The organism is Pseudoalteromonas maris (assembly GCF_049257235.1).
In the GTDB taxonomy this organism is placed as follows: Bacteria; Pseudomonadota; Gammaproteobacteria; order Enterobacterales; family Alteromonadaceae; genus Pseudoalteromonas.
Map to the genome: position 1 here is coordinate 32,406 of NZ_JBMMUF010000010.1, position 20,252 is coordinate 52,657.

16 protein-coding genes and 1 riboswitch are annotated in these 20,252 nt (G+C 45.4%); of the genes, 7 read left to right on the forward strand and 9 right to left on the reverse strand.

Features of this window, described 5'->3' with window-relative positions; genetic code table 11:
• Position 1 precedes the first annotated feature (1 nt).
• From glgX to AAEU32_RS13220, 4 genes are read right to left on the reverse strand one after another with little or no spacing between them, the layout of a single operon-like run.
• Positions 2-2,077: a glycogen debranching protein GlgX gene (gene glgX, locus AAEU32_RS13205; RefSeq protein ID WP_421971004.1), complete on the reverse strand. Its 2,076-nt coding sequence runs from the start codon at positions 2,075-2,077 to the stop codon at positions 2-4.
• Positions 2,070-4,289 (reverse strand): 1,4-alpha-glucan branching protein GlgB, encoded by a 2,220-nt coding sequence (gene glgB, locus AAEU32_RS13210; protein ID WP_421971005.1) that lies wholly within the window; start codon positions 4,287-4,289, stop codon positions 2,070-2,072. Before glgB ends, glgX begins: the two co-directional genes overlap by 8 nt.
• Entirely contained in the window at positions 4,282-6,273 is a 1,992-nt protein-coding gene (gene malQ, locus AAEU32_RS13215; protein WP_421971006.1) for a 4-alpha-glucanotransferase, read from the reverse strand. Before malQ ends, glgB begins: the two co-directional genes overlap by 8 nt.
• Before the next feature lie 8 nt (positions 6,274-6,281).
• Positions 6,282-6,581, reverse strand: a complete 300-nt coding sequence (locus AAEU32_RS13220; RefSeq protein WP_421971007.1) for an isoamylase early set domain-containing protein — start codon at positions 6,579-6,581, stop codon at positions 6,282-6,284.
• A 664-nt stretch (positions 6,582-7,245) separates the two neighbouring features.
• On the opposite strand from AAEU32_RS13220, the gene astB reads away from it, so the two are divergent.
• The 3 genes from astB to AAEU32_RS13235 all read left to right on the forward strand — a co-directional run bounded on the left by astB (position 7,246) and on the right by AAEU32_RS13235 (position 9,970).
• Entirely contained in the window at positions 7,246-8,595 is a 1,350-nt protein-coding gene (astB, locus tag AAEU32_RS13225) for an N-succinylarginine dihydrolase (protein ID WP_421971008.1), read from the forward strand.
• Positions 8,596-8,714: 119 nt separating this feature from the next.
• Positions 8,715-9,413 carry a lytic transglycosylase domain-containing protein gene (locus tag AAEU32_RS13230; protein ID WP_421971009.1) on the forward strand — a complete coding sequence of 233 codons (699 nt, stop codon included), beginning with the start codon at positions 8,715-8,717 and terminating at the stop codon, positions 9,411-9,413.
• An 8-nt stretch (positions 9,414-9,421) separates the two neighbouring features.
• Positions 9,422-9,970, forward strand: a complete 549-nt coding sequence (locus AAEU32_RS13235; RefSeq protein ID WP_421971010.1) for a DUF2937 family protein — start codon at positions 9,422-9,424, stop codon at positions 9,968-9,970.
• A 5-nt stretch (positions 9,971-9,975) separates the two neighbouring features.
• Here AAEU32_RS13235 and AAEU32_RS13240 read toward each other — a convergent pair whose 3' ends face one another.
• On the reverse strand, positions 9,976-10,536 hold the full coding sequence (locus tag AAEU32_RS13240; protein WP_421971011.1) for a DUF922 domain-containing protein: 561 nt from the start codon (positions 10,534-10,536) through the stop codon (positions 9,976-9,978).
• A 248-nt stretch (positions 10,537-10,784) separates the two neighbouring features.
• Here AAEU32_RS13240 and sbcB point away from each other — a divergent pair, with 248 nt between their 5' ends.
• Positions 10,785-12,230 (forward strand): exodeoxyribonuclease I, encoded by a 1,446-nt coding sequence (gene sbcB / locus AAEU32_RS13245; protein WP_421971012.1) that lies wholly within the window; start codon positions 10,785-10,787, stop codon positions 12,228-12,230.
• Positions 12,231-12,268: 38 nt separating this feature from the next.
• On the opposite strand, the gene AAEU32_RS13250 is transcribed toward sbcB, so the two are convergent.
• Entirely contained in the window at positions 12,269-13,153 is an 885-nt protein-coding gene (locus AAEU32_RS13250) for an NAD(P)-dependent oxidoreductase (RefSeq protein WP_421971013.1), read from the reverse strand.
• 306 nt (positions 13,154-13,459) lie between these two features.
• Here AAEU32_RS13250 and AAEU32_RS13255 point away from each other — a divergent pair, with 306 nt between their 5' ends.
• Both AAEU32_RS13255 and AAEU32_RS13260 read left to right on the forward strand, forming a co-directional pair.
• On the forward strand, positions 13,460-14,437 hold the full coding sequence (locus tag AAEU32_RS13255; protein ID WP_421971014.1) for a 2-hydroxyacid dehydrogenase: 978 nt from the start codon (positions 13,460-13,462) through the stop codon (positions 14,435-14,437).
• Positions 14,438-14,550: 113 nt separating this feature from the next.
• Complete coding sequence (locus AAEU32_RS13260) at positions 14,551-15,378, forward strand: MipA/OmpV family protein (protein WP_421971015.1); 828 nt, start codon at positions 14,551-14,553, stop codon at positions 15,376-15,378.
• 70 nt (positions 15,379-15,448) lie between these two features.
• Here the strand turns inward: AAEU32_RS13260 and AAEU32_RS13265 are convergent, their stop codons facing one another.
• The gene (locus AAEU32_RS13265; protein ID WP_421971016.1) at positions 15,449-16,771 is read right to left on the reverse strand and encodes a sodium-dependent transporter; all 1,323 of its coding nucleotides are present in this window, start codon (positions 16,769-16,771) and stop codon (positions 15,449-15,451) included.
• Positions 16,772-16,863: 92 nt separating this feature from the next.
• Between AAEU32_RS13265 and AAEU32_RS13270 the strand changes: the two genes are divergently transcribed.
• Positions 16,864-17,571 carry a 4'-phosphopantetheinyl transferase family protein gene (locus tag AAEU32_RS13270; protein ID WP_421971017.1) on the forward strand — a complete coding sequence of 236 codons (708 nt, stop codon included), beginning with the start codon at positions 16,864-16,866 and terminating at the stop codon, positions 17,569-17,571.
• Here AAEU32_RS13270 and lysC read toward each other — a convergent pair.
• Both lysC and AAEU32_RS13280 read right to left on the reverse strand, forming a co-directional pair.
• Complete coding sequence (gene lysC, locus AAEU32_RS13275; RefSeq protein WP_421971018.1) at positions 17,531-18,886, reverse strand: lysine-sensitive aspartokinase 3; 1,356 nt, start codon at positions 18,884-18,886, stop codon at positions 17,531-17,533. The two genes, AAEU32_RS13270 and lysC, sit on opposite strands and share 41 nt — an antisense overlap.
• Positions 18,887-18,965: 79 nt before the next feature.
• Positions 18,966-19,138: riboswitch (Lysine riboswitch) on the reverse strand.
• Between the two features lie 86 nt (positions 19,139-19,224).
• Entirely contained in the window at positions 19,225-20,226 is a 1,002-nt protein-coding gene (locus AAEU32_RS13280; RefSeq protein ID WP_421971019.1) for a 2-dehydropantoate 2-reductase, read from the reverse strand.
• Between the last annotated feature and the right edge of the window lie 26 nt (positions 20,227-20,252).

Sequence of the window (20,252 nt, forward strand, 5' to 3'; positions counted from 1 at the left end):
TTTACCCTGTCATTTCGTGCCATTGAACATTACTAAATACCCAACTACTGCAAGGGGTCAGTAATAATTCAGATGTGCTACTGTGTTGTAACTGCGCACTGAGTTCTTGTATCTGAGCTTTGTCTTCACTACTACACAGCAAGTGCCAAGGTTGGCCTTCTTGCTCAGGTAGTATAGGTAAAGCCATGGACAATGGTGATTGACCACGATGCATAACTAAACAGATTCTATCCGAGGTCAACGTATCGATGACTGTATGAACCAATGTGTGTAGTTGCTTATCATGCCAATCAGCACTTTGCATTAACGTCCCGTCTGGTCGATACCAACCTAATTCAAATCGCGTATCAGTGTCATGAACGTATTCATCGTGCTTGAAAAACGCGAAGGTATTGCGAACTCGCTGTAAATCACTGATAAACAAAGAAAGAGGATGGTACTTACTGAGATGATTCCACGATAACCAACTGATGTTATTGTCCTGACAATAGGCATTGTTATTACCACCTTGCGAGTGGCCCATCTCGCAGCCTGCGCTGAGCATGGGAACGCCTTTTGAAAGCAACAAACTCAACAGCAAGTTCTTTTGTGCTTTAAGTCGTAATGCTTTTATTTTTGGGTCTTGACTCATTCCCTCAACACCATAATTACGGCTGTAATTGGCGTTGTGGCCATCACGGTTGTGTTCACCGTTCGCCTCGTTGTGCTTTTGTTCGTAGCTGACTAAATCAGCTAAGGTATAGCCATCGTGACTTACAATGAAGTTAACCGAGCTGCTTGGGGCACGATTAGCGAAAATGTCTGCCGACCCGTGCAGACGTCGCGCTAATTCTCCAAGCATGTCGTTATCGCCTCGCCAAAAACGGCGTACAACATCGCGATATTGATCATTCCATTGGCGCCAAGGCGGCGCAAATCCACCCAATTGATAGCCACCGGGGCCAATATCCCACGGTTCTGCAATCAATTTGGCGTTTCGTAAAATAGGATCTTGTTCTATTGCCTGAAAGAAGGCGTGACGGGCATTAAAGCCGTGCTCATCGCGACCCAAGATGGTCCCCAAGTCGAAGCGAAAGCCATCAACACCTAACACCTGATACCAGTAGCGCAAACTATCCATGATAAGTCGCAGTACCTGCGGATGCTCAGAAGCAACCGTATTGCCACAGCCCGTATCATTGATGTAATGACCCTGTGCATCAAGACGATAATAGCTGGCATTATCAATGGCGCGCAGGTGACAACAAGGCCCCTGCAAGCCACCTTCACTGGTGTGGTTGTAAACCACATCAACAATGACTTCCAAGTCATGTTGGTGCAACACACTCACCATGTGTTTAAATTCTGAAATGGGGTCACTGAGGGCGTAACCATTGTGAACAGCGAAATAACTCAGGGTGTTATAGCCCCAGTAGTTACTCAATTCTAATGGCTCAAGAAACGGCTCACTGATAAATTGCTGCACCGGCATGAGTTCTACCGCCGTTACCCCAAGAGACTTTACGTGGTCAATAAATGTGGGGGTTGCGAGTGCACCATAGGTACCACGCAAATGTGGGGCAATTTCTTCATTACGAGCCGACCATCCTTTTGGGTGACACTCATAAATCACCGTGTCTGCCCATGCTCGCTTAGGGCGCGGTGCATCAAAGAGTGAACTTTGCACAACCACACTCTTGGGCATTAAATGGGCGTTATCAAAGCTACATAGCTTGCCCATTTCATCCATGACTTGATGACGAGCGCTTTGTGTAAACTCCCCGTGTATCGCATAGCTATATGGGTCTAACACGAGTTTATTGCTGTTATGCAAATGCCCTTGTGCTGGAGCAAAAGGACCGGCAACACGGTAACCATATAACTGCCCTTGCGTGATTCCGTCTATTTGCACATGCCAAAGCCCGGCTTCTGCCTTCGTTAAGCCAATGCGAGCCACTTCCGTATGACCAGATTCGTCAAACAAACATACATAAACAGCATCAGCGTGTTGCGCGAACAAGCAAAAATTGACACCTTGCTCATTCACTGTGGCGCCCATGACGTCTGTATGTCCTTTGCGAAAGGTCAAACTAGTCACATTCTCTCTCCCACAGCAAATACACAGTAGATAGCGGTGGAATGCTCAACGTTATCGAATATTCTTGACCGTGCCATGGCTGTGCAACAGCCTCAATTGGTGTGCTTTCATCGGCAATCACGTGCACATCACTGCCACCAAATTGAGCATGATCACTGTTCAGTAGCACCCGATACTTGCCAGCATCGGGCACTCCCAAACGGTATTCATGGCGTACTTGAGGGGTGAAGTTAACAACTGTGATGACTTTTTGCGTGGCCTCTTTAGCCACTCTGACAAAACTATAAATACTGTGCGCGCTATTATCACCGTCAAGCCACATGAAACCGCTGTGATCATTGTCATTATCATGCAGTGCACGGTGCGCAGTGTATACGTGATTGAGAGCTTTAACCCATTGCTGTACACCTTGGTGATTGTCTTGCTCAAGTAAATGCCAATCCAAAGATTGGTCGTGGTTCCACTCTTTGACTTGTGCAAATTCGCCGCCCATAAACAGCAGTTTCTTCCCCGGATGCGCCCACATGAAGCCAAAATAAGCGCGCAAATTTGCGCATTTTTGCCACATGTCGCCCGGCATTTTATTCACCAACGAGCCTTTACCATGCACAACCTCGTCATGACTCAATGGCAATACATAATTCTCGCTAAACGCATACACGATAGAAAAGGTCATTTCATGGTGATGATGTTGACGATAAATCGGGTCTAACGCCATATAGCGCAGGCTGTCATTCATCCAGCCCATGTTCCATTTATAACCGAAGCCTAAACCGCCTGTATCTACTGGGCGGGTAACCCCCGGCCAGGCAGTAGACTCTTCAGCCACCATCATCACGCCTTGATTGCGTGCATAACACACACTGTTTGCTTGCTGTAGACAGGCAATGGCTCCGAGGTTTTCTCGACCACCATGTTCGTTGGGCAACCACTCACCAGCTTGGCGGCTGTAATCGAGATATAACATGGACGCCACCGCATCAACTCGAAGACCATCCACGGCATATTGTTCTAACCAGTAGTTTGCGTTAGACACTAAAAAACTGCGCACTTCTTGGCGGTCATAGTTGTAAATATAGGTATGCCAATCAGGATGATATCCTTGACGTTTATCAGCGTGCTCATACAAATGCGTGCCATCGAAACGAGCTAAACCATGTGCGTCACTTGGAAAGTGCCCCGGCACCCAATCGATCAGTAAACCTAAATCATTTTCCCGACATTGGGCACAAAAGTAGGCAAAATCGTCAGGGTCGCCAAAGCGCGAAGTGGGTGCGAATAAGCCTACACACTGATATCCCCATGAGCCATCAAATGGAAACTCACTTATTGGCATCACTTGAATATGGGTAAAGCCCATCTCTTTGACATAGGGGATCAATTGCTCTGCTAAATCGCGATAGCTTAAGTATTCGTTCTCTAACGTGCGACGCCACGAACCTAGATGCACCTCGTAAATGCTAATCGGTGCATCCACGGCATTACGACGCTCTCTGGCTTGATAAAACTCGGCGTCAAGCTCAATGCTATGCTCAGGTGCACAGACAATTGAGGCTGTTGCCGGTGGTTTTTCCATGGCGCGCGCATATGGGTCTGATTTTTCTAAACGCTCACCAGTGGCACTGTGAATATGGTATTTGTAATGGGCTCCAACTTGCACATGAGGAATAAAAATAGCCCACACACCGCTGTCTTCAACACGGGCCATTGGGTACTGTCGCGCATCCCACTCATTAAAATCACCAATAACGCTCAGTGCTTTGGCATTGGGTGCCCATACGCTAAAGCGCACACCTGTGACCCCATCAATGTCCATAACATGCGCGCCAAAGTGACGCTGAGCCTGCTGTTCTTGCCCTTGGCGATAGTAAAATAAATCCGCAGCACTGATGCCCAGTGGCAGCGAGAAGGGATCTTTACTCTGTTCTTTAGTGCCGGGGTACGTAATACACAACTCATAGGGTTTAAATACTTCTGTCGTCGCAGCCAGGAACAATGCCGTGTCTTTGTAGCGCTGTGCACTGACACTTTGGTCGTCAAACACCACCTCAAGCTCCAGCGCTCCTGGTTTGAACGCAACGATATACCAGTTACCATCAATACATTGGTGACCTAAAACACTTCTTGGCTCACCCACTTCTGCACGCTCAAGTGCATCAACAGCAGCATTTAAGTCGAGTAACGATATTTCACAAATTCTAGATTCAGCCATTTCTTTGCCTATTTAATTCTTTTAATAATGCGTCATTGTTGGCCAGTATTTGCCACCCATGTTTACTCAACAAACGGCGCCAATTAGGGTATTGCGTGTCTGTACCTGGTACATTCAACGCTATATTTTGTCCATCTAAATCATCAAGTTGTAGCGTTAGTAATTGGCAGTTTGATTTTGCCAGCACAGTGCAAAGCGCATTGTATATCGCAATTGGCTCACTGCCTAAAGACACTGCATAATCTCGACTTTGCAACAGCTTCAACATACGCTGACGCACAATTTCGCGCTCATTTTGCAGCCGTTGTGCCAGCTCATCATTGATTAAGGCAAGTTTTTGAGCTTGCTCAATATCACCACCTCGCCACCAACTGGCAAATGGCGGTAAGTCGTGATTGCTGATCATCAATAAGGTTAGTTGTTTTAATTGCTCCGGCGGGATAAACGCATCGTGCTCTTGTTCAAAGTAATACACGGTGTTTGAAGCTATTTTCGCGTTTGCTAGTGCCTCACCCACCTCTTGAGGCACAACCCCAAGATCTTCACCGATGACACTGCACTGATATTGGTGACTTAATATTTTGACCGCTGATAACAAGTGCTCAAACGGGTAATACACATAACAGCCACTTTGCTGCGATAAACACCACCACACCCGTCGAAGCGCCATAACATGATCGATACGCAGTGCGCCAACATCTTTCATATTGGCCGCAAGCAAGCTTCTAAAATAATTAAATTGATTGTCTGCCATGCGCTTTGGATGCAGTGCTGGCATACCCCAATTTTGACCATGACGAGCAAACGCATCCGGTGGTGCACCAATTTCAGCACCTTGGGTAAATTGTTCAGCGAAATTGTCGTATTCACCGCTACTTTTAGTGACGCCTACCGCTAAGTCATTCACCAACCCAATTTGCATGCCATAGTGCTTGGCCACGTTCTGGCACTGCTGACGTTGCGTCCACGCTTGCCATTGCAAATAGTGTTCAAACTCACCGCTGCCTTTGGGTAGTGTTGCTAGTGCAACCTGATTCGTTTTTTTGAATTGCGTGAACTGCGCCCGTCTCTCGGTACTGGCGTGTGCTTTGAAATGACAAAATAACTGCTCAAGTAGTGGCCACTTGAGTTCATACACTCTTTTGTAGTTCAACCATTGTGTATCTGAGTCACGCAGGTAATCCGCGTGCGCCTTTGCCACTTTTGTTGCCAATTGCGCGTCGCAATCTTCGCTGCGCACAATGCTGATATATAAAGGATGAAGTAATAATCGGCTCAACGGACTATAAGGACTAGCCGCATCTGGCTTTTGGGTATCGAGTAGATGCAGCGGGTTTAATAGCACGTAATCTATGCCCACTGTCGCTGCACTTACTAATAACTTTTCTAAGTCATCAAAATCACCAATACCAACGCCTGTTTGTGTAGGTAAAGTGTACAGGCCACACGACAGACCAACTTGACGCTTGGTACTAAGGGATTGGTTGTACGCGTGCTCGGGCGTTAACCAAACTTGGGTATGCTCTAATTGGTCGGCGCAGCGCACCACCGCATCATAAAAGCCACAGGTAATGTCGATATGTGGTAGTGAAAAACTCAGCTTTACGTAGCGGCTATCAGCAATCACATAATCACCAATAACTCGCCCGTCGCTGATATTAAATTGCCAGCGCGTTTGTTGGTCGTTTTTGAGTAACACACTGACCATGGCAATGCCCTGGTGATACTGCGCCTCACTCACATTAATTGTAAAACTCGGGGTGTTGAGCTCAACCAAAGTAATGGGTTCGACCAAACGCGTCCACGGCTTTGCATCAAGTTCAAAATTAAGTGCGTGCAACGCCTCAGTGTTGTCAGCTTCAACGCCCATAGCCGTTAAAGCACTTTTGCGTACAGCATCGTCAAAGCGCGTTAATTGGCCGTCAAAACTGATAAATTCATAGCCCACCCCCATGAGGTAGCAGGCTTGAGAAAATGCATCCATAAATGCCTTTACACCGCGTGAGTTGAAACAACGCTGTTATCACTACCAAAGCCATTTGCCACATAGGCATCGGCTTCATAGTCGTTGTCCCAAGTTTGCTCATTTACGCGATAACGAAAATGAAACTCACTGTTTTTGGGTAGACGTAATTTTGCTCTAAACACTTGGTATTTTTTCGAAAACGTCATGGTGACAGGTTGCCACTGAGTAAAATCAGCTACAAGTTCCACTTCTTTTGCATCTGGGTGCATGTATTCAAATGTAACTTCGGCTTCTTCTTTCGTTTTGAAAAATTTCTTTTTTAACATAGCTGGGCTCCAAACAAAGTTGTGTATTTGATCGCCACATCAAAATGCTTCTGATACTGCTTTTAGCAAATCGGTGTGTAATGAGAGGCTAACAACAGTTTGTGGATGCAATATTACAGTGCAACCACGCACCACAAAGGTGCAATCAATAAAGAAAATGCTTAGTTTTCAATATCAATTTTAGACTCTCAATCTAACAGAGCACGAACAATGCCAACTCTGTACCTAATTCGAAGAAATATATTAGAAAGTTGATCTCTTCTCAACCTATTAAGACACGATAATTTTTCAATTGCAATCGTTTGCAACTCATGCACAAAAATGTTTAAAATTAACGCTTGAGTTCACCAACTTGGTGCTTGGTGTAAACCTCTCATAGTCATAAAATCATTTAACAAGCTGATTTATATACACATATCACTGTTGGCATAGTTTTTCCTTGGCATAACCCATATCAGCTAGGGGAACGAACTATGAAAACCATTTTCGAAACTGTTTATCTACTTTGGCACATTGACGTAAGCGTGTGGGACGTCGATGGCAGACAATAGCCTGCCACAACAACTTAACAAAAGACACCTTCTATTAACACCATTGCAGTGAAATAGGCTTTGCGTCCGCGTTTGGAGTTTTAGTACCCAATACAACCACTAAAAGGATTAGCATGAATTATCAGGAAGTTAATTTCGATGGCCTTGTAGGCCCAACGCACAACTATGCAGGCTTGTCTTTTGGCAATGTTGCCTCTGCAAAATCAGCGAGTCAGCCTTCAAACCCTAAACAAGCTGCGTTGCAAGGCCTCGCTAAGATGAAGATGCTCAGTGATATGGGGCTATCCCAAGGTGTACTAGCACCACACAACCGCCCTGCACTGACCCACCTTAAACAGCTCGGCTTTACGGGTAGTGACGCGCAAATCGTCGAAAAAGCCTATCAATATAATCCGATTTTACTTGCTAGCTGTTACTCATCTTCTGCTATGTGGACAGCGAATGCAGCAACCGTTAGCCCCTCTTCAGATACGTCAGACGCCAAAGTACATTTCACTGCGGCAAACCTGAGCAACAAGTTGCATCGGTCGATTGAAGCTGTGCTTACCCACAAAATACTGCAACGAACCTTTGCTAATGACCAGTACTTTGCGCACCATCAGGCACTACCAATGCATGACCATTTTGGCGATGAAGGAGCGGCTAATCACACCCGTCTAGCGCAAACCCATGGTGATGTGGGTTTGCACATGTTTGTATATGGCAAAGAAGCGTTTAATGCCCATGCGCCAGCTCCCACAAAATTCCCTGCGCGTCAGACTAAAGAGGCATTTGAGGCAATTGCGAGACTGCATAACTTGCCAACCGAACAAGTCATTTATATCCAACAAAACCCGGATGTTATTAACCAAGGTGTGTTTCATAATGATGTCATCGCGGTGGGCAACGAGAACATGCTGTTATGCCATGAGCAAGCCTATCTTGACCAAGGTAAAGCGCTTGATACTTTACAAACACAGTATTCGCAATTAAATGACGGTGCGATGTTAAACATTGTGGAAGTACCTACAAGCCGAGTGCCCATTGACGATGCAGTATCGAGTTATTTATTTAATAGCCAGCTGATCACCTTGCCAAATCAAGAAACGCTCTTGCTGGCACCATGTGAGTGTGAGCGAAATCCGCGTGTACGGGCTTATCTAGAGTCATTACTGGCAAACAACACCTTGCACAATGTGTACTTTGCCGAGCTTAAACAAAGTATGCAAAACGGTGGTGGTCCGGCGTGTTTACGTTTACGTGTTCCCCTTAGTGATGAAGAGATACAACATGTAAACCCAAAAACAGTCATGAACGATAACTTATACACGCAATTGTGTACGTGGGTTAATAAGCATTACCGTGATTCTTTGACACAAAACGACTTGCGTGATCCCTCGCTGATAACGCAAAGTCATCAGGCATTAGATGAATTAACACAAATTATGAATTTAGGATCGCTTTACGACTTCCAAATTGATTAACTGCGCTGCTTTGTAAAGCAAATAGACACGATAAAACCACGGCTGATTTTTATAATTTCTCATCCTAAGTAATGAGCATGTGCTAGGCTTTACTGTACTTATGCGAAAGAGTATTCGCCATGGATAGAGCAACAAAAATAAGCATTAGACCACTGATCTTTATAGTGTTTATTTGCAACATCGCAGTATTTTCACAGGTTAACGCGCAAACCACTGTCTATCATTATTACAATGATAAAGGCGTTGCCGTGTTCACCGACGCTAAGCCCAAAGTGAGTGGTTTTGAAGTTGTTCACCTTAAGTGTGAGCGCTGTGAAAATAAGCTGGAGCAATGGCATCACACGCCTCTGTACACCAGTAAATACCATGAATATTTAGATGCCGCGGCAAAGCAAAGCAATGTTGAACTTGCCTTACTCAAAGCCATTGTCCACGCCGAATCTTCGTTCAACCCCAAAGCACAATCGGATAAAGGGGCCAAAGGGCTTATGCAATTGATGCCGCTATTGGTGAAGCAATTTGCTATTGATGATCCCTTCGATCCAAAACAAAACATTAACGCCGGCAGCGCCTATTTTGCGACCTTGCTTAAGCGCTTTGGTGGTAATAGCAAACTTGCCGCAGCAGCGTACAATGCGGGCCCGAGTAATGTTGTACACTACGGTGGCGTTCCTCCCTTTGCGCAAACCCAAGCATTTGTGCAACGTGTTGATATATTGCGTAAACGTTATCGTCAATATGAAGCTGAGCAGATTCTCAAGCGCTCGCAATTTGCGTCCAACAATGACAAACTGAGCGAACAACAAACGGGTCGATAAGCCAATTTATGATGTTCAATTTTGTGCGCTGGTGTCGTAATTATCTGCGTCTGAGTGTGTTTTTTATTGCCGCATTAGTCGGGCTACAAGTGCCCGGCTTCAAAGATGATTATGGTCATGCACTGCGAAGTGGCGCGCATGAAATCAGCAGTGCAATGCAGCCCTTCGTAGATGACGCTAACCGCTTTTTTTCTGGTTCCCTGCAACAACTATTAGCGCATTATAAAAAAAGTGACGACCCTGTGTATGCCAAAGGCGGAGATAATCTTGAGTCACTCATAGCGCATGAGCAATTTTTGATGCAGGCACTCAAAGACTTTGAAGAACATCCATACTTACATTTACTCACAGCCCCAGTGGTAAACATAGGTGAGCAAGTATGGCGCAATTACACACCGCAAATACAACTAAGTACCGAAGCGCTAGCCAGTTCTTTAGTTTTTGCATTGTTAGTGAGTTGGACGGTAGAGGCCAGTTTTTTACTTGTGTTATTGCTCATTACAAGGCTTTTTAGGCGCTTTGTACCTAGAAGAACTAGCGATAATACAAGCGCCTAACACCATTATAAATACTGCTGTAAGTCGGTTTTACTTACCTTGTTAAAAGTTGATTTACGGTGTAGTCGTGCCAGTTCTTTATTAATCTCATCAATTGCATTAGCGCCCAATTGCTCTGCTTGTTGCTCGAGTTTTTTACAATTTGGGTGCCCTGCGATGGCTTCCAAACGCGCATCGAGCTGTTTAGCCCCTGCAATAATAATGTCTGATTGAAGACGCTGATACTCTGCCAATGTTGGATACCACTGTGACCACACACTTTTAACCTGCTCATCATCACTCTCAAGCTTAGGTAAGGTATAGGTCAAGGCCAATTCTGTTGTCATACGTTTCACTTCACACACACGAGAACGCGCATTAAATCTAAAATCCCAATCCAATGTGTATTGGGTGTCTGAATAAGCTGGCTCTGCATCGCGGCGCAGTGGCGTAGCCGAATCTAATTCATGCTGCAACGTTTCAATGCTCTGTACATTGACCGCGTAGTTAGCAGTAGAGTGTGAAATAGAAAGCTCAGCCAGAGCGTGACTAGAACATAACGACAACATCAGTAGTGTAAAACGCATGGGCATTCCTCCCTTAATGAACCCTTATGGGGTATTTTATTATTTGACACTTTCTTGCACCAGTAACAAACCTGTTTTTGTACAAATAGTTACAGTGAATACTTATTTCTTGTTTTTACTTTCAATCATTAATAATAGTCACTTTTATATAAACTACCGCCCTTTGCACCGCAGCGCTTTGTCAGTGCTTTTAGCTGTGTAATAATGCCTGTGATAATAATAAATCGAGTTAGGCGAAAGGATAAACAATGGCGCATAACGGTGATGACCAGCCCACAATCTACTGGCACGACTATGAAACGTGGGGAGCTAATCCACAAAAAGATCGACCCAGTCAGTTTGCTGGCATTCGTACGGATCTAGATTTAAACATCATCGGTGAACCGCTGATTGAATACTGTCGCCCTGCACCGGATTATCTGCCACATCCGCAAGCCTGCTTAGTCACAGGCATCACCCCGCAGCATGCGCTACGACATGGTTTGTGTGAAGCGGAATTTATGGCCAAAATTCATGAGCAGTTTAGCCAACCCAATACCTGCGTGGCAGGTTACAACAGCATTCGTTTTGATGACGAAGTCAGCCGCTATAGTTTCTATCGTAATTTTTACGACCCTTATGCCCGAGAGTGGCAAAACGGCAACAGTCGTTGGGACATTATTGACCTTGTACGCGCCTGTTATGCGCTGCGTCCTGAAGGCATTAATTGGCCACAAAAAGAAGATGGCAGTGTCAGCTTTCGTTTAGAGGATTTAACCAAAGCCAATGGCATTGCACACGAAGATGCACACGATGCATTGAGCGATGTTAAAGCAACCATTGCCCTTGCGAAAATAATCAAAGAGCGCCAGCCTAAGCTGTACCAGTTCTTTTTTGGCCTAAGAAACAAAAAAGCACTGTTAGATTTAGTTGATGTGTTCAACATGACACCATTGGTGCATACCTCATCGCGTATCCCTGCAACTCAAGGGTGCACAACCTGGATTGCCCCCATGAGCTTCCACCCAAGCAATAAAAATGCAGTGGTGTGTTTTAACCTCACTCATGATCCCAAGCCTTTGTTGTCTCTTTCTGTAGCGCAGATCAGAGAATATTTGTACACCCGTCGCGATGAATTACCCGAAGGGCAACAACCTATTGGCTTAAAATTGGTACACGTAAACAAGTGCCCTATTCTTGCGCCAGCAAAAACCTTGTTGCCTGAAAATGCCGAACGCTTGGGTATAGACAGAGCACAGTGTTTGGAACATTTGAAGTTCTTACAAGCACACCCTGAATTGAGGGAAAAAGTGGCGCAGGTGTTTAACGGTGAACGAGAATTTGCACCTATTACTAATCCAGATTATATGCTCTACAGTGGCTTCACCAGTAACAGTGACAAAGCCAAGTTTGACATTATCCGCAGTGCATCACCGCTGGAATTGAGTGCGTTAGAACTTGATTTTGAAGACCCAAAGTTTACCAGCATGTTATTTCGTTATCGCGCTCGTAACTGGCCTGAAACACTTAGCCCTAATGAACTTGATTCATGGCGTAAATACTGTCAAAACAAGCTTATGCATGGTGAAGATAGCCCATCTATCAATGCGCAAGACTTCATGCTGAACCTAGAGAACCTAGTACATGAAAATGAAGGTAATGAGCGCAATATGGGTATTCTAAAAGCGCTCTATCATTACGCCCAAAGCCTATAACTTTGGGCGCAATGAGCTGTATTAGTTAAAGGCTTAGCCTATTTACTAGGGTTAAGCTTTTCTAACCGCGCGAGTAAGCTCGAGGTATCGTAACGATTACCGCCTATTGCTTGAACATCCGCATAATACTGATCAACCAACGCCGTTAACGCCAAGGTAGCACCGTTGTTGCGACCTTCATGTAAAGCAATACCCAAGTCTTTACGCATCCAGTCTACCGCGAAACCAAACTCATACTCACCTTGCCACATTGTTTTATAGCGATTTTCCATTTGCCACGAGCCAGCAGCACCTTTGGAGATGGTTTCAATGACCTTCTCACCGTCTAACCCTGCCTTTTTGGCAAAATGTAACCCCTCAGCTAGGCCTTGGACCACACCCGCAATACAAATTTGGTTCACCATTTTGCATAATTGACCACTTCCAATTGGCCCTAGTAATTCACTAAAACGGCTAAATGCATCCATTACTGGCTGCACTGTTGCAAATGCGTGCTCATCACCACCACACATAACCGTTAGTACGCCATTTTCAGCACCCGCTTGACCACCCGATACCGGCGCATCAATAAATGCGATGCCCTTATCAGATGCTACGCTACCGAGTTCACGCGCAAGATCTGCTGAGGTGGTTGTATGATCGACCAAATAAGTACCTGCGCTCATACCCGCTAACGCACCATCATCACCGTAAATAACGCTGCGCACATCATCATCGTTGCCCACGCACACAAAAACAAATTCTGCGTCTTTGGCTGCCAATGCTGGTGTCGCTGCACTGCGACCCCCATACTGTTCCACCCACTGCTGGGCTTTGGCTTGTGTGCGGTTATAAACACACACGTCAAAGCCCGCATTTTGTAAGTGCCCTGCCATTGGGTAACCCATCACACCTAATCCGATAAAGGTACATTTCTTTGTCATTGTTCGACCTATTCGTTAGCTAACCTCAAAAAAGGACTCAAAATATACCACACTCACCGCTCATATTTATGTTGAATTTTAGTTTTGCCTGAACACGTACTAAGCGAACTATGATTATGGGCAGAGCGCGTTACACAACTTTTTAAAGTGCTATTTTGCTGCTATTTTTTCTATAAATAACAACCATTTTAATGCGCTGCATCAAGCCAGACAAAGACCTTACTTGCTATCATTGGTAATAGCATAGGCAAGTAATACAACAAGTGTAACGCTGAGCATAAATAACAACCATCATGAGCCCAAAAGATGAAACTAGCCCTATACAGTGCCCAAAAATATGAACGCGCCGCTTTTAGCGCCCACTGCCCAAGCAATGTTCACATTAGTTACTTTGAAGCGCCGTTAAACGCCCACTCTGCGCCATCTTGCCAAGGTTTTGATGCGGTGTGTGTATTTGTGAATGACTGCCTCGATACACACACTATCGACACATTGGCACAACAAGGCATTGGGCTTATCTTGCTGCGCTGCGCAGGGTTTAACAATGTCGATTTAGCCGCGGCGAAATTACATGGAGTCAAAGTTGCTCGGGTTCCTGCTTACAGTCCCGAAGCCGTTGCCGAGCACTGCATTGCCCTGATGCTGACACTGTCGCGAAAAACCCACAAGGCATACAATCGCGTGCGCGAAGATAACTTTGATCTCAATGGATTGCTTGGCTTCAACTTACACCAAAAAACCGTCGGACTTATTGGGTGTGGCAAAATTGGTTCTGCCCTTGTGCGTATTCTCAATGGTTTTGGCGCCAAGGTGTTAGTATGCGACCCTGCGTCACCGCATGGTAATTTTGAGTTGGTAGACCAGCAAACACTCCTAGCCCGAAGTGACATTATTTCTTTGCACTGTCCACTTAACGATCAAACCTATCACATCATAGATGAGGCGGCTCTGTGTGCAATGAAACCTGGCGTGATGATAATCAACACCGGTCGAGGCGCGTTACTTGATAGCAAAGCCTGTATTAATGCTCTAAAAACAGGACACCTAGGTTACCTGGGGTTAGACGTGTACGAGCAAGAATCGGAATTGTTCTTTAAAGACAGATCAGAAGAAATCTTACAAGATGACGTTTTTGCTCGCCTACTGACGTTCAAAAATGTACTCATTACCGGACATCAGGGGTTCTTTACTCAAGAAGCGCTCTCTCAAATTGTGCAAACAACCTATCTCAATCTCGAGCAATTCGCCAAAGGCGAAGCACTAGAGAATGAAGTTAAGGCATAAACTTCGTGTGTGAATAGCCGTTTTTGAACACCGCACTAGCGTGTTAGATAAACTACACTTGAAGCACATTAAAATACAACGTTGTGCTTAGTATCGGTTTAGTGAGGGATTCAATGCGACATGCTATCGGTTTTTTCATTATTATATTTTTACACTCTCTATTGCCATATCAAGCACTGGCCAAAGGCTCTCAATCAGCCTTAGTTCCTTTACCTTCAATTGATGACTTTAGCAAAGGGGATGATGGCTGGGGCTTCGGATTAGGGCTGGGTGTTGAGTACGAGTCAGCCTATGAGGGTTCCGATGAGTATGGTTTTGAAGCTGACCCTGCAGGTGGCGTGCAATGGCGCAGCGGTGAAAACGTCTTTTTTTGGGCTGGTGAAACACTTGGCTGGCGAGGCCTTCGCTCAGAACACTGGCTGTTTGAGGTCGCGGTGGGTTTTGATGAAGGCCGAGAGCAAGGTGATTCCGATGAAGGTCATTTAAATGGCCTCGGCGATAATGACGAAAGCACAGAGTTAATATTGCAAGTGCGCCGTGATTTGAGCGCACATTGGCGCTATTGGTTAGACGGACGGCTAGTCGCTACGGATGAGGGGAGCCTTGCGCTTTTTGGTGTTGGACACCGATTCGGCGAGCAAAACGATGGCAGCGGCCATGAACTTTCCGCAGCCTTGGTATGGCACGACGGCGACTATGCCAACAAAGAGTTTGGTATAAACCAACAACAATCAGTAGCATCTGGCCTAGAGCCAACCAATTTGAGTGGCGGGTTTCGCTCTGTTGGATTTAACTACCACTATCGAATGTTTATGAACGAAGATTGGCAGATTTTTGCAGAAGCCCTGTATGAGCAATACTTCGGTGATATTAAAGACAGTCCAATCGCGCGTAACAGTTATGAAGCCGAAGTGGGCATTGGGTTTATTTATGTATTTTAACGCGCAAAAAAAAAGCTTCGATGTTTCGAAGCTTTTGACACCTGTTAGTTATCAATAATCACAATTGAGATTACTTAATCGCAACGTTTACAAACACCGCGGTCATCAGTACAGGGCAAACAAGACGGATATACCACAGTAATGCCCTAACGCCTTTGTGTGATGATTCCGCGAGTGCATTACCTCGATGCCATACCCATCCCAAAGTAAGGAAGTAGAACAGCCCCATCAATGGCAACTGATACTGAGTAAACACTTGAATAACCAAAGAGAATAACCATTCAAAATTGGCAATAATAGTCATTGACGCCACAGCAACCACCAAGGTCACTAACCAGGTTGATAGGCTTCTACTCAAACCGTGGTTTTCAACTAAAAACGCCACCGGAATTTCCGTTGAAGAAATAGTTGAAGTGACTGACGCAATCGACATGAGCACAAAAAACGCCAGCGCAACTACGAGTCCTATGGTGCCCATAGCTTCAAACAGTTGTGGTAATACGGCAAATATTAACTGTCCTTCACCAATCAATTTACCATTGGCAAATACTTGTACACCGTTATGATTGGCCACAAAAATCGCAGGAACAATGAGTAAACCAGCGAGAAATGCCACAGAGGTATCGAGTGCTGCGACACTTAAGGTCAACTTACCAAGATTGGCACCGGGTTTTAGGTATGAGCCGTAAATCATCATGCAGCCAACACCAAGCGACAACGAGAAGAATGCTTGCCCCATTGCTGCAATGATTAAATCAGCATCCCACACCTTTGAAAAATCGGGTTTTAAATAATGGCTAAAGCCCTCACTTGCCCCATCTAACGTGCCAATATAAAAAATGAGCGCAATCAATAGCACCAATAACAGAGGCATCAAACGGCGCGACCACGTTTCGATACCCGATTTGACGCCCTTGAGAATAATACTGGCAGTCAATAACAGCATTAGCGGTGTAAATACGAGATTTCGTGCTAATGAATCATTACTTAAAAACTGCTCAACCTCGGACAGCCCAATGAGCTTTGCTAACGGCGCTAATGCATGAGAGAGCATCCAGCCAGCAACAATAGAGTAAAAACTGAGCATAACAACCGCGCCAGCAAGGCCAACATAACCGGCACCGGCACCGAGTTTTGGAGACTTGTCTTGCCACGCACGTTGCAGAGCTTGCACCGGGTTGGCTTGCGCACTGTAGCCAATGTACAACTCAGTGAATAGCGCGGGTAACGCCAAGGCAAAGATCACAATAAAGTAAACAAGAAGAAAGGCACCACCACCGTGGTTCGCCGCTTGTGTAGGAAAACCCCAGATATTACCAAGGCCTACTGCTGCGCCGGCAGCAGCCAGCACAAAACCAATACGACTTTGAAAGCCGTCACGTGTATTCGTCATTCGAAGGGATTTCTGTTATTGTTTTGCAACTATTAAACCATACTTAGTTGCAACAGAGTAGTCGCCTCGGGCGATATCGGATTTCTTCACGCATGTCCCATCCTGATTATTGTTTTAAATCCCTTACACACACACCGCGTGGTAATGTGCAAAGTGCGACACTGGTGACTTTATGCTCTGCGCATACACTGGCGCACACACACCTTCATCACAGTGAACGTGTCATTCTTGCAAGAAGAAAGCAGCCTAAGGCCAAAGCAGAGTACCTCACTAGCCGTTGGTGCATAAAGCAACTGATCAAACAGGCGCACCCTGAGTTAATTGATATACCAATGGCGCGTTTTAACACAGTATTTAACGAAGTGAGCAAATCGCTAGATGTATATGTTGATGAGCAACTACTTGATGTGAATGTGGTTATTAGTCACTCCCATGGCCATGTTGCTGTCGCTCTGGTGATGGGAAAAAACACACTTCTTGGGCTCGATATTGAGAAAATAGATGCCAAGCGGCCTTTCATGAAGCTTGCGGCACACTACTATCCTGATGATGAAGTACACGTAATTGGCGACAATGTAGAGAATTTTTTTAGAGTTTGGACGCTTAAAGAGGCGTATGCAAAAGCAGCTAAGCAAAATATCTCTACCCTGCTTAGCCAAGCTATTTTGCCGCTAATCGCGCAATTAGATGGGCATATCTACACCACGCAGTGGCAAGCGTTTGATGTCTCGCTTATCACTGCAGTGCAGGATGTCGCGATTATTGACCTTGCTCCAGCAGTTGCTGGTGAATCGCTTTAACCACCTCATCTGATTGCGATTGGTCAACCAAGAAACACAGATTGTGCTTAGATGCACCATGGCAAATAAGGCGGATATCAAAATTAGATAATACCTGCATCAGGTTTAACTCACTTTGACGTAGTTGAATTTCAGAGCCAATCAGTGCAACGAGCGCTAAGTTGTTTTCCACAGTAACGTGACAAAACTCACCTAGCCTATCCAGTGCCTCTTGATCTAGTTCAGGACGACTCGCATTCGGAGCGTTATCCAAAGTAACCGCCACTGAAATTTCCGAAGTTGTCACCAAATCAACAGATATCTTGTATTCACTCAAAATGGTAAATACACGAGCCAAGAAGCCACTTGCCAATAGCATTTCTGGGCTTTTGAGCGTTAATAAAATCTGATTTTTACGCTGAGTAACAGCACGAACACCGGCAATAAGCTCACCGCTTGGTACCTTCTCAATCCAAGTACCGCCGCCTTGAGGGTCTTTACTCGAGCCAACAAATACACCGATGCTACTGCGCGCAGCAGGCAATATGGTCGCAGGGTGTAACACTTTAGCGCCAAACGTTGCCATTTCTGCTGCTTCATCAAATGTGAGATGTGCAATGGGTGCCGCTTTTTCACATACCCGAGGATCGGTGCTGAAAATGCCAACAACATCAGTCCATATATACACACTCTTGGCGCCAATCGCTTCCGCAATTAACGCTGCACTATAATCTGAACCACCACGACCCAGTGTGGTTGTGTCACCGTATTCATCGCTACCAATAAAGCCCTGAGTCACAACCACTTGGTCACTTAGCAAGGGCACCAGTTCAGCTTGGGCACGTGTGCGTGTTTGCGCGATGTCAGGCTGTGCTTTTGAGAATTGACTGTCTGTTTTTAGCACTGAGCGCACATCAAAACGCGCTGTGCTAACCCCTTGGTCACGCATAACTTGAGTAAAAAGATAAGAAGACAAACGCTCGCCAAAACTCAACAGTTCATCTCGTTGTGCGTTCGTTTGCACGGCCTTGAGTGCCGCTGCACGAAATTCATTGAGGGTATTTTCAAAGCCAATGGCCAAATCGGCATCTAAGCTTAAATATTCTAGGATATTCAGTTGGATAGCAATAACACCATCAACATGTTGTTGACGTGTTTCATCGTCTAAAGATGACTGACAAAGCGCCACTAGATGGTTTGTTACACCTGCGCTGGCGCTGACGACAACAACGCGTACCTGAGGATCGTTTGCGATAATGTGCGCGCAGCGTGTCATTGCTTGATGATCTGCAACTGAAGTGCCGCCAAACTTAGCGACGGAAAATTCCTGATTCATTGTCTCTCCGAGATGAAAAATGTTTTATTTTTCAAATACAATCAGGAGAACTTGGCAAGACTAAAAAAGAAGTGTGTCCATTGCCAGAAGCCCTCCACCCAAACAGGTGACAGTTCCGAGGATTCAGCCTCAAGAACCGAGAGCCACGTTGACGATACATGGACTCCCTCGGCGATAGTCTCCCTCATAGATGATCATGAGCGTTCGTCCGCTTCACATCTACTACCTAGCTATCGCACCTCTTCTGCTATCACTCCAACAAGCATGTGTTAGAGCGAGGTTGCAATGTAACGTTTGGATGGCTGGATGTCAATTGCCATTAACCCTATATTGACACTTTATTTTCCCTTTCCAGCGCCAAGGTGATGGCTAAATACGTTCTCAATATCGACCTTCTTCCCTTGCTCTAATTCAGCGATTGCCTGCACGATTGCATCATTAACGGGGGTTGGGACACCCACCTGCCGAGCGAGACTGCTGACGGCACCATTGAGGTACTCGATTTCGGTTTTACGTCCTGCTTGAATGTCTTCCCACATGGACGAACGGGCTTTGGGGTCAATATCCAGCATCGCCGAAGCTAGCCGTGTAAAAAGCCAGTTTGGTAGATTCAAAATAAGCGGCAACCATTTGGGTTTAACCTTAGTAAATTGCGCAACATCACACTGGGTCTTGTTGCATACACTCAGCCACTCACTCATGGTACTTGCCAACACTTTGCGAAATACGCGCTGGCTTAATTGCTCTTTTATGGGCAAATCAGCAATTGCATTGACGGCATTGTTTAGGTTAAGCAACAACTTACCGTAAATAATAGGCTGCATGTCTTTATGTAACTGGCAAGGCATAGACACATTACCTAGCGCCGTTGCGATATGTTCGGTACGCGCAGTGTGCGCCAATATAAACTCCCCCTCTGTACCTTTGTGAAAGTGCGCACCATTTTGTAACACGTTAAACGCAGTAATACCTGCCAAGCACTTGCGCTCATGTAACTGCGCTTTAACAGCATCAAAACTACCGAGACCATTTTGCATAAACAGTAATTCCGACTCGCTGTTGGTCATCTTTAACAAATCATCAATGGCTGCGCTCAGCTGATGGCATTTGAGCGTGACAAACACCACATCAAACACGTCATCATTGATTTGTGTGAGCATAGCGTTTGGCATAACGGTAGTATTCATACCTTGGTAGTCGGTAATATGAATACCACCATTGTCTTGTATCACCTTTTTGATTCTTGGGCGGCAAATGATAGTCGTGTCTAACCCTGCTAAACACAGCAAAGCGCTAAGGTAACATCCAGTTGAACCAGCACCAAAAACAGCAACTCGCATAGCAATACACCGTATTATTTTCAATA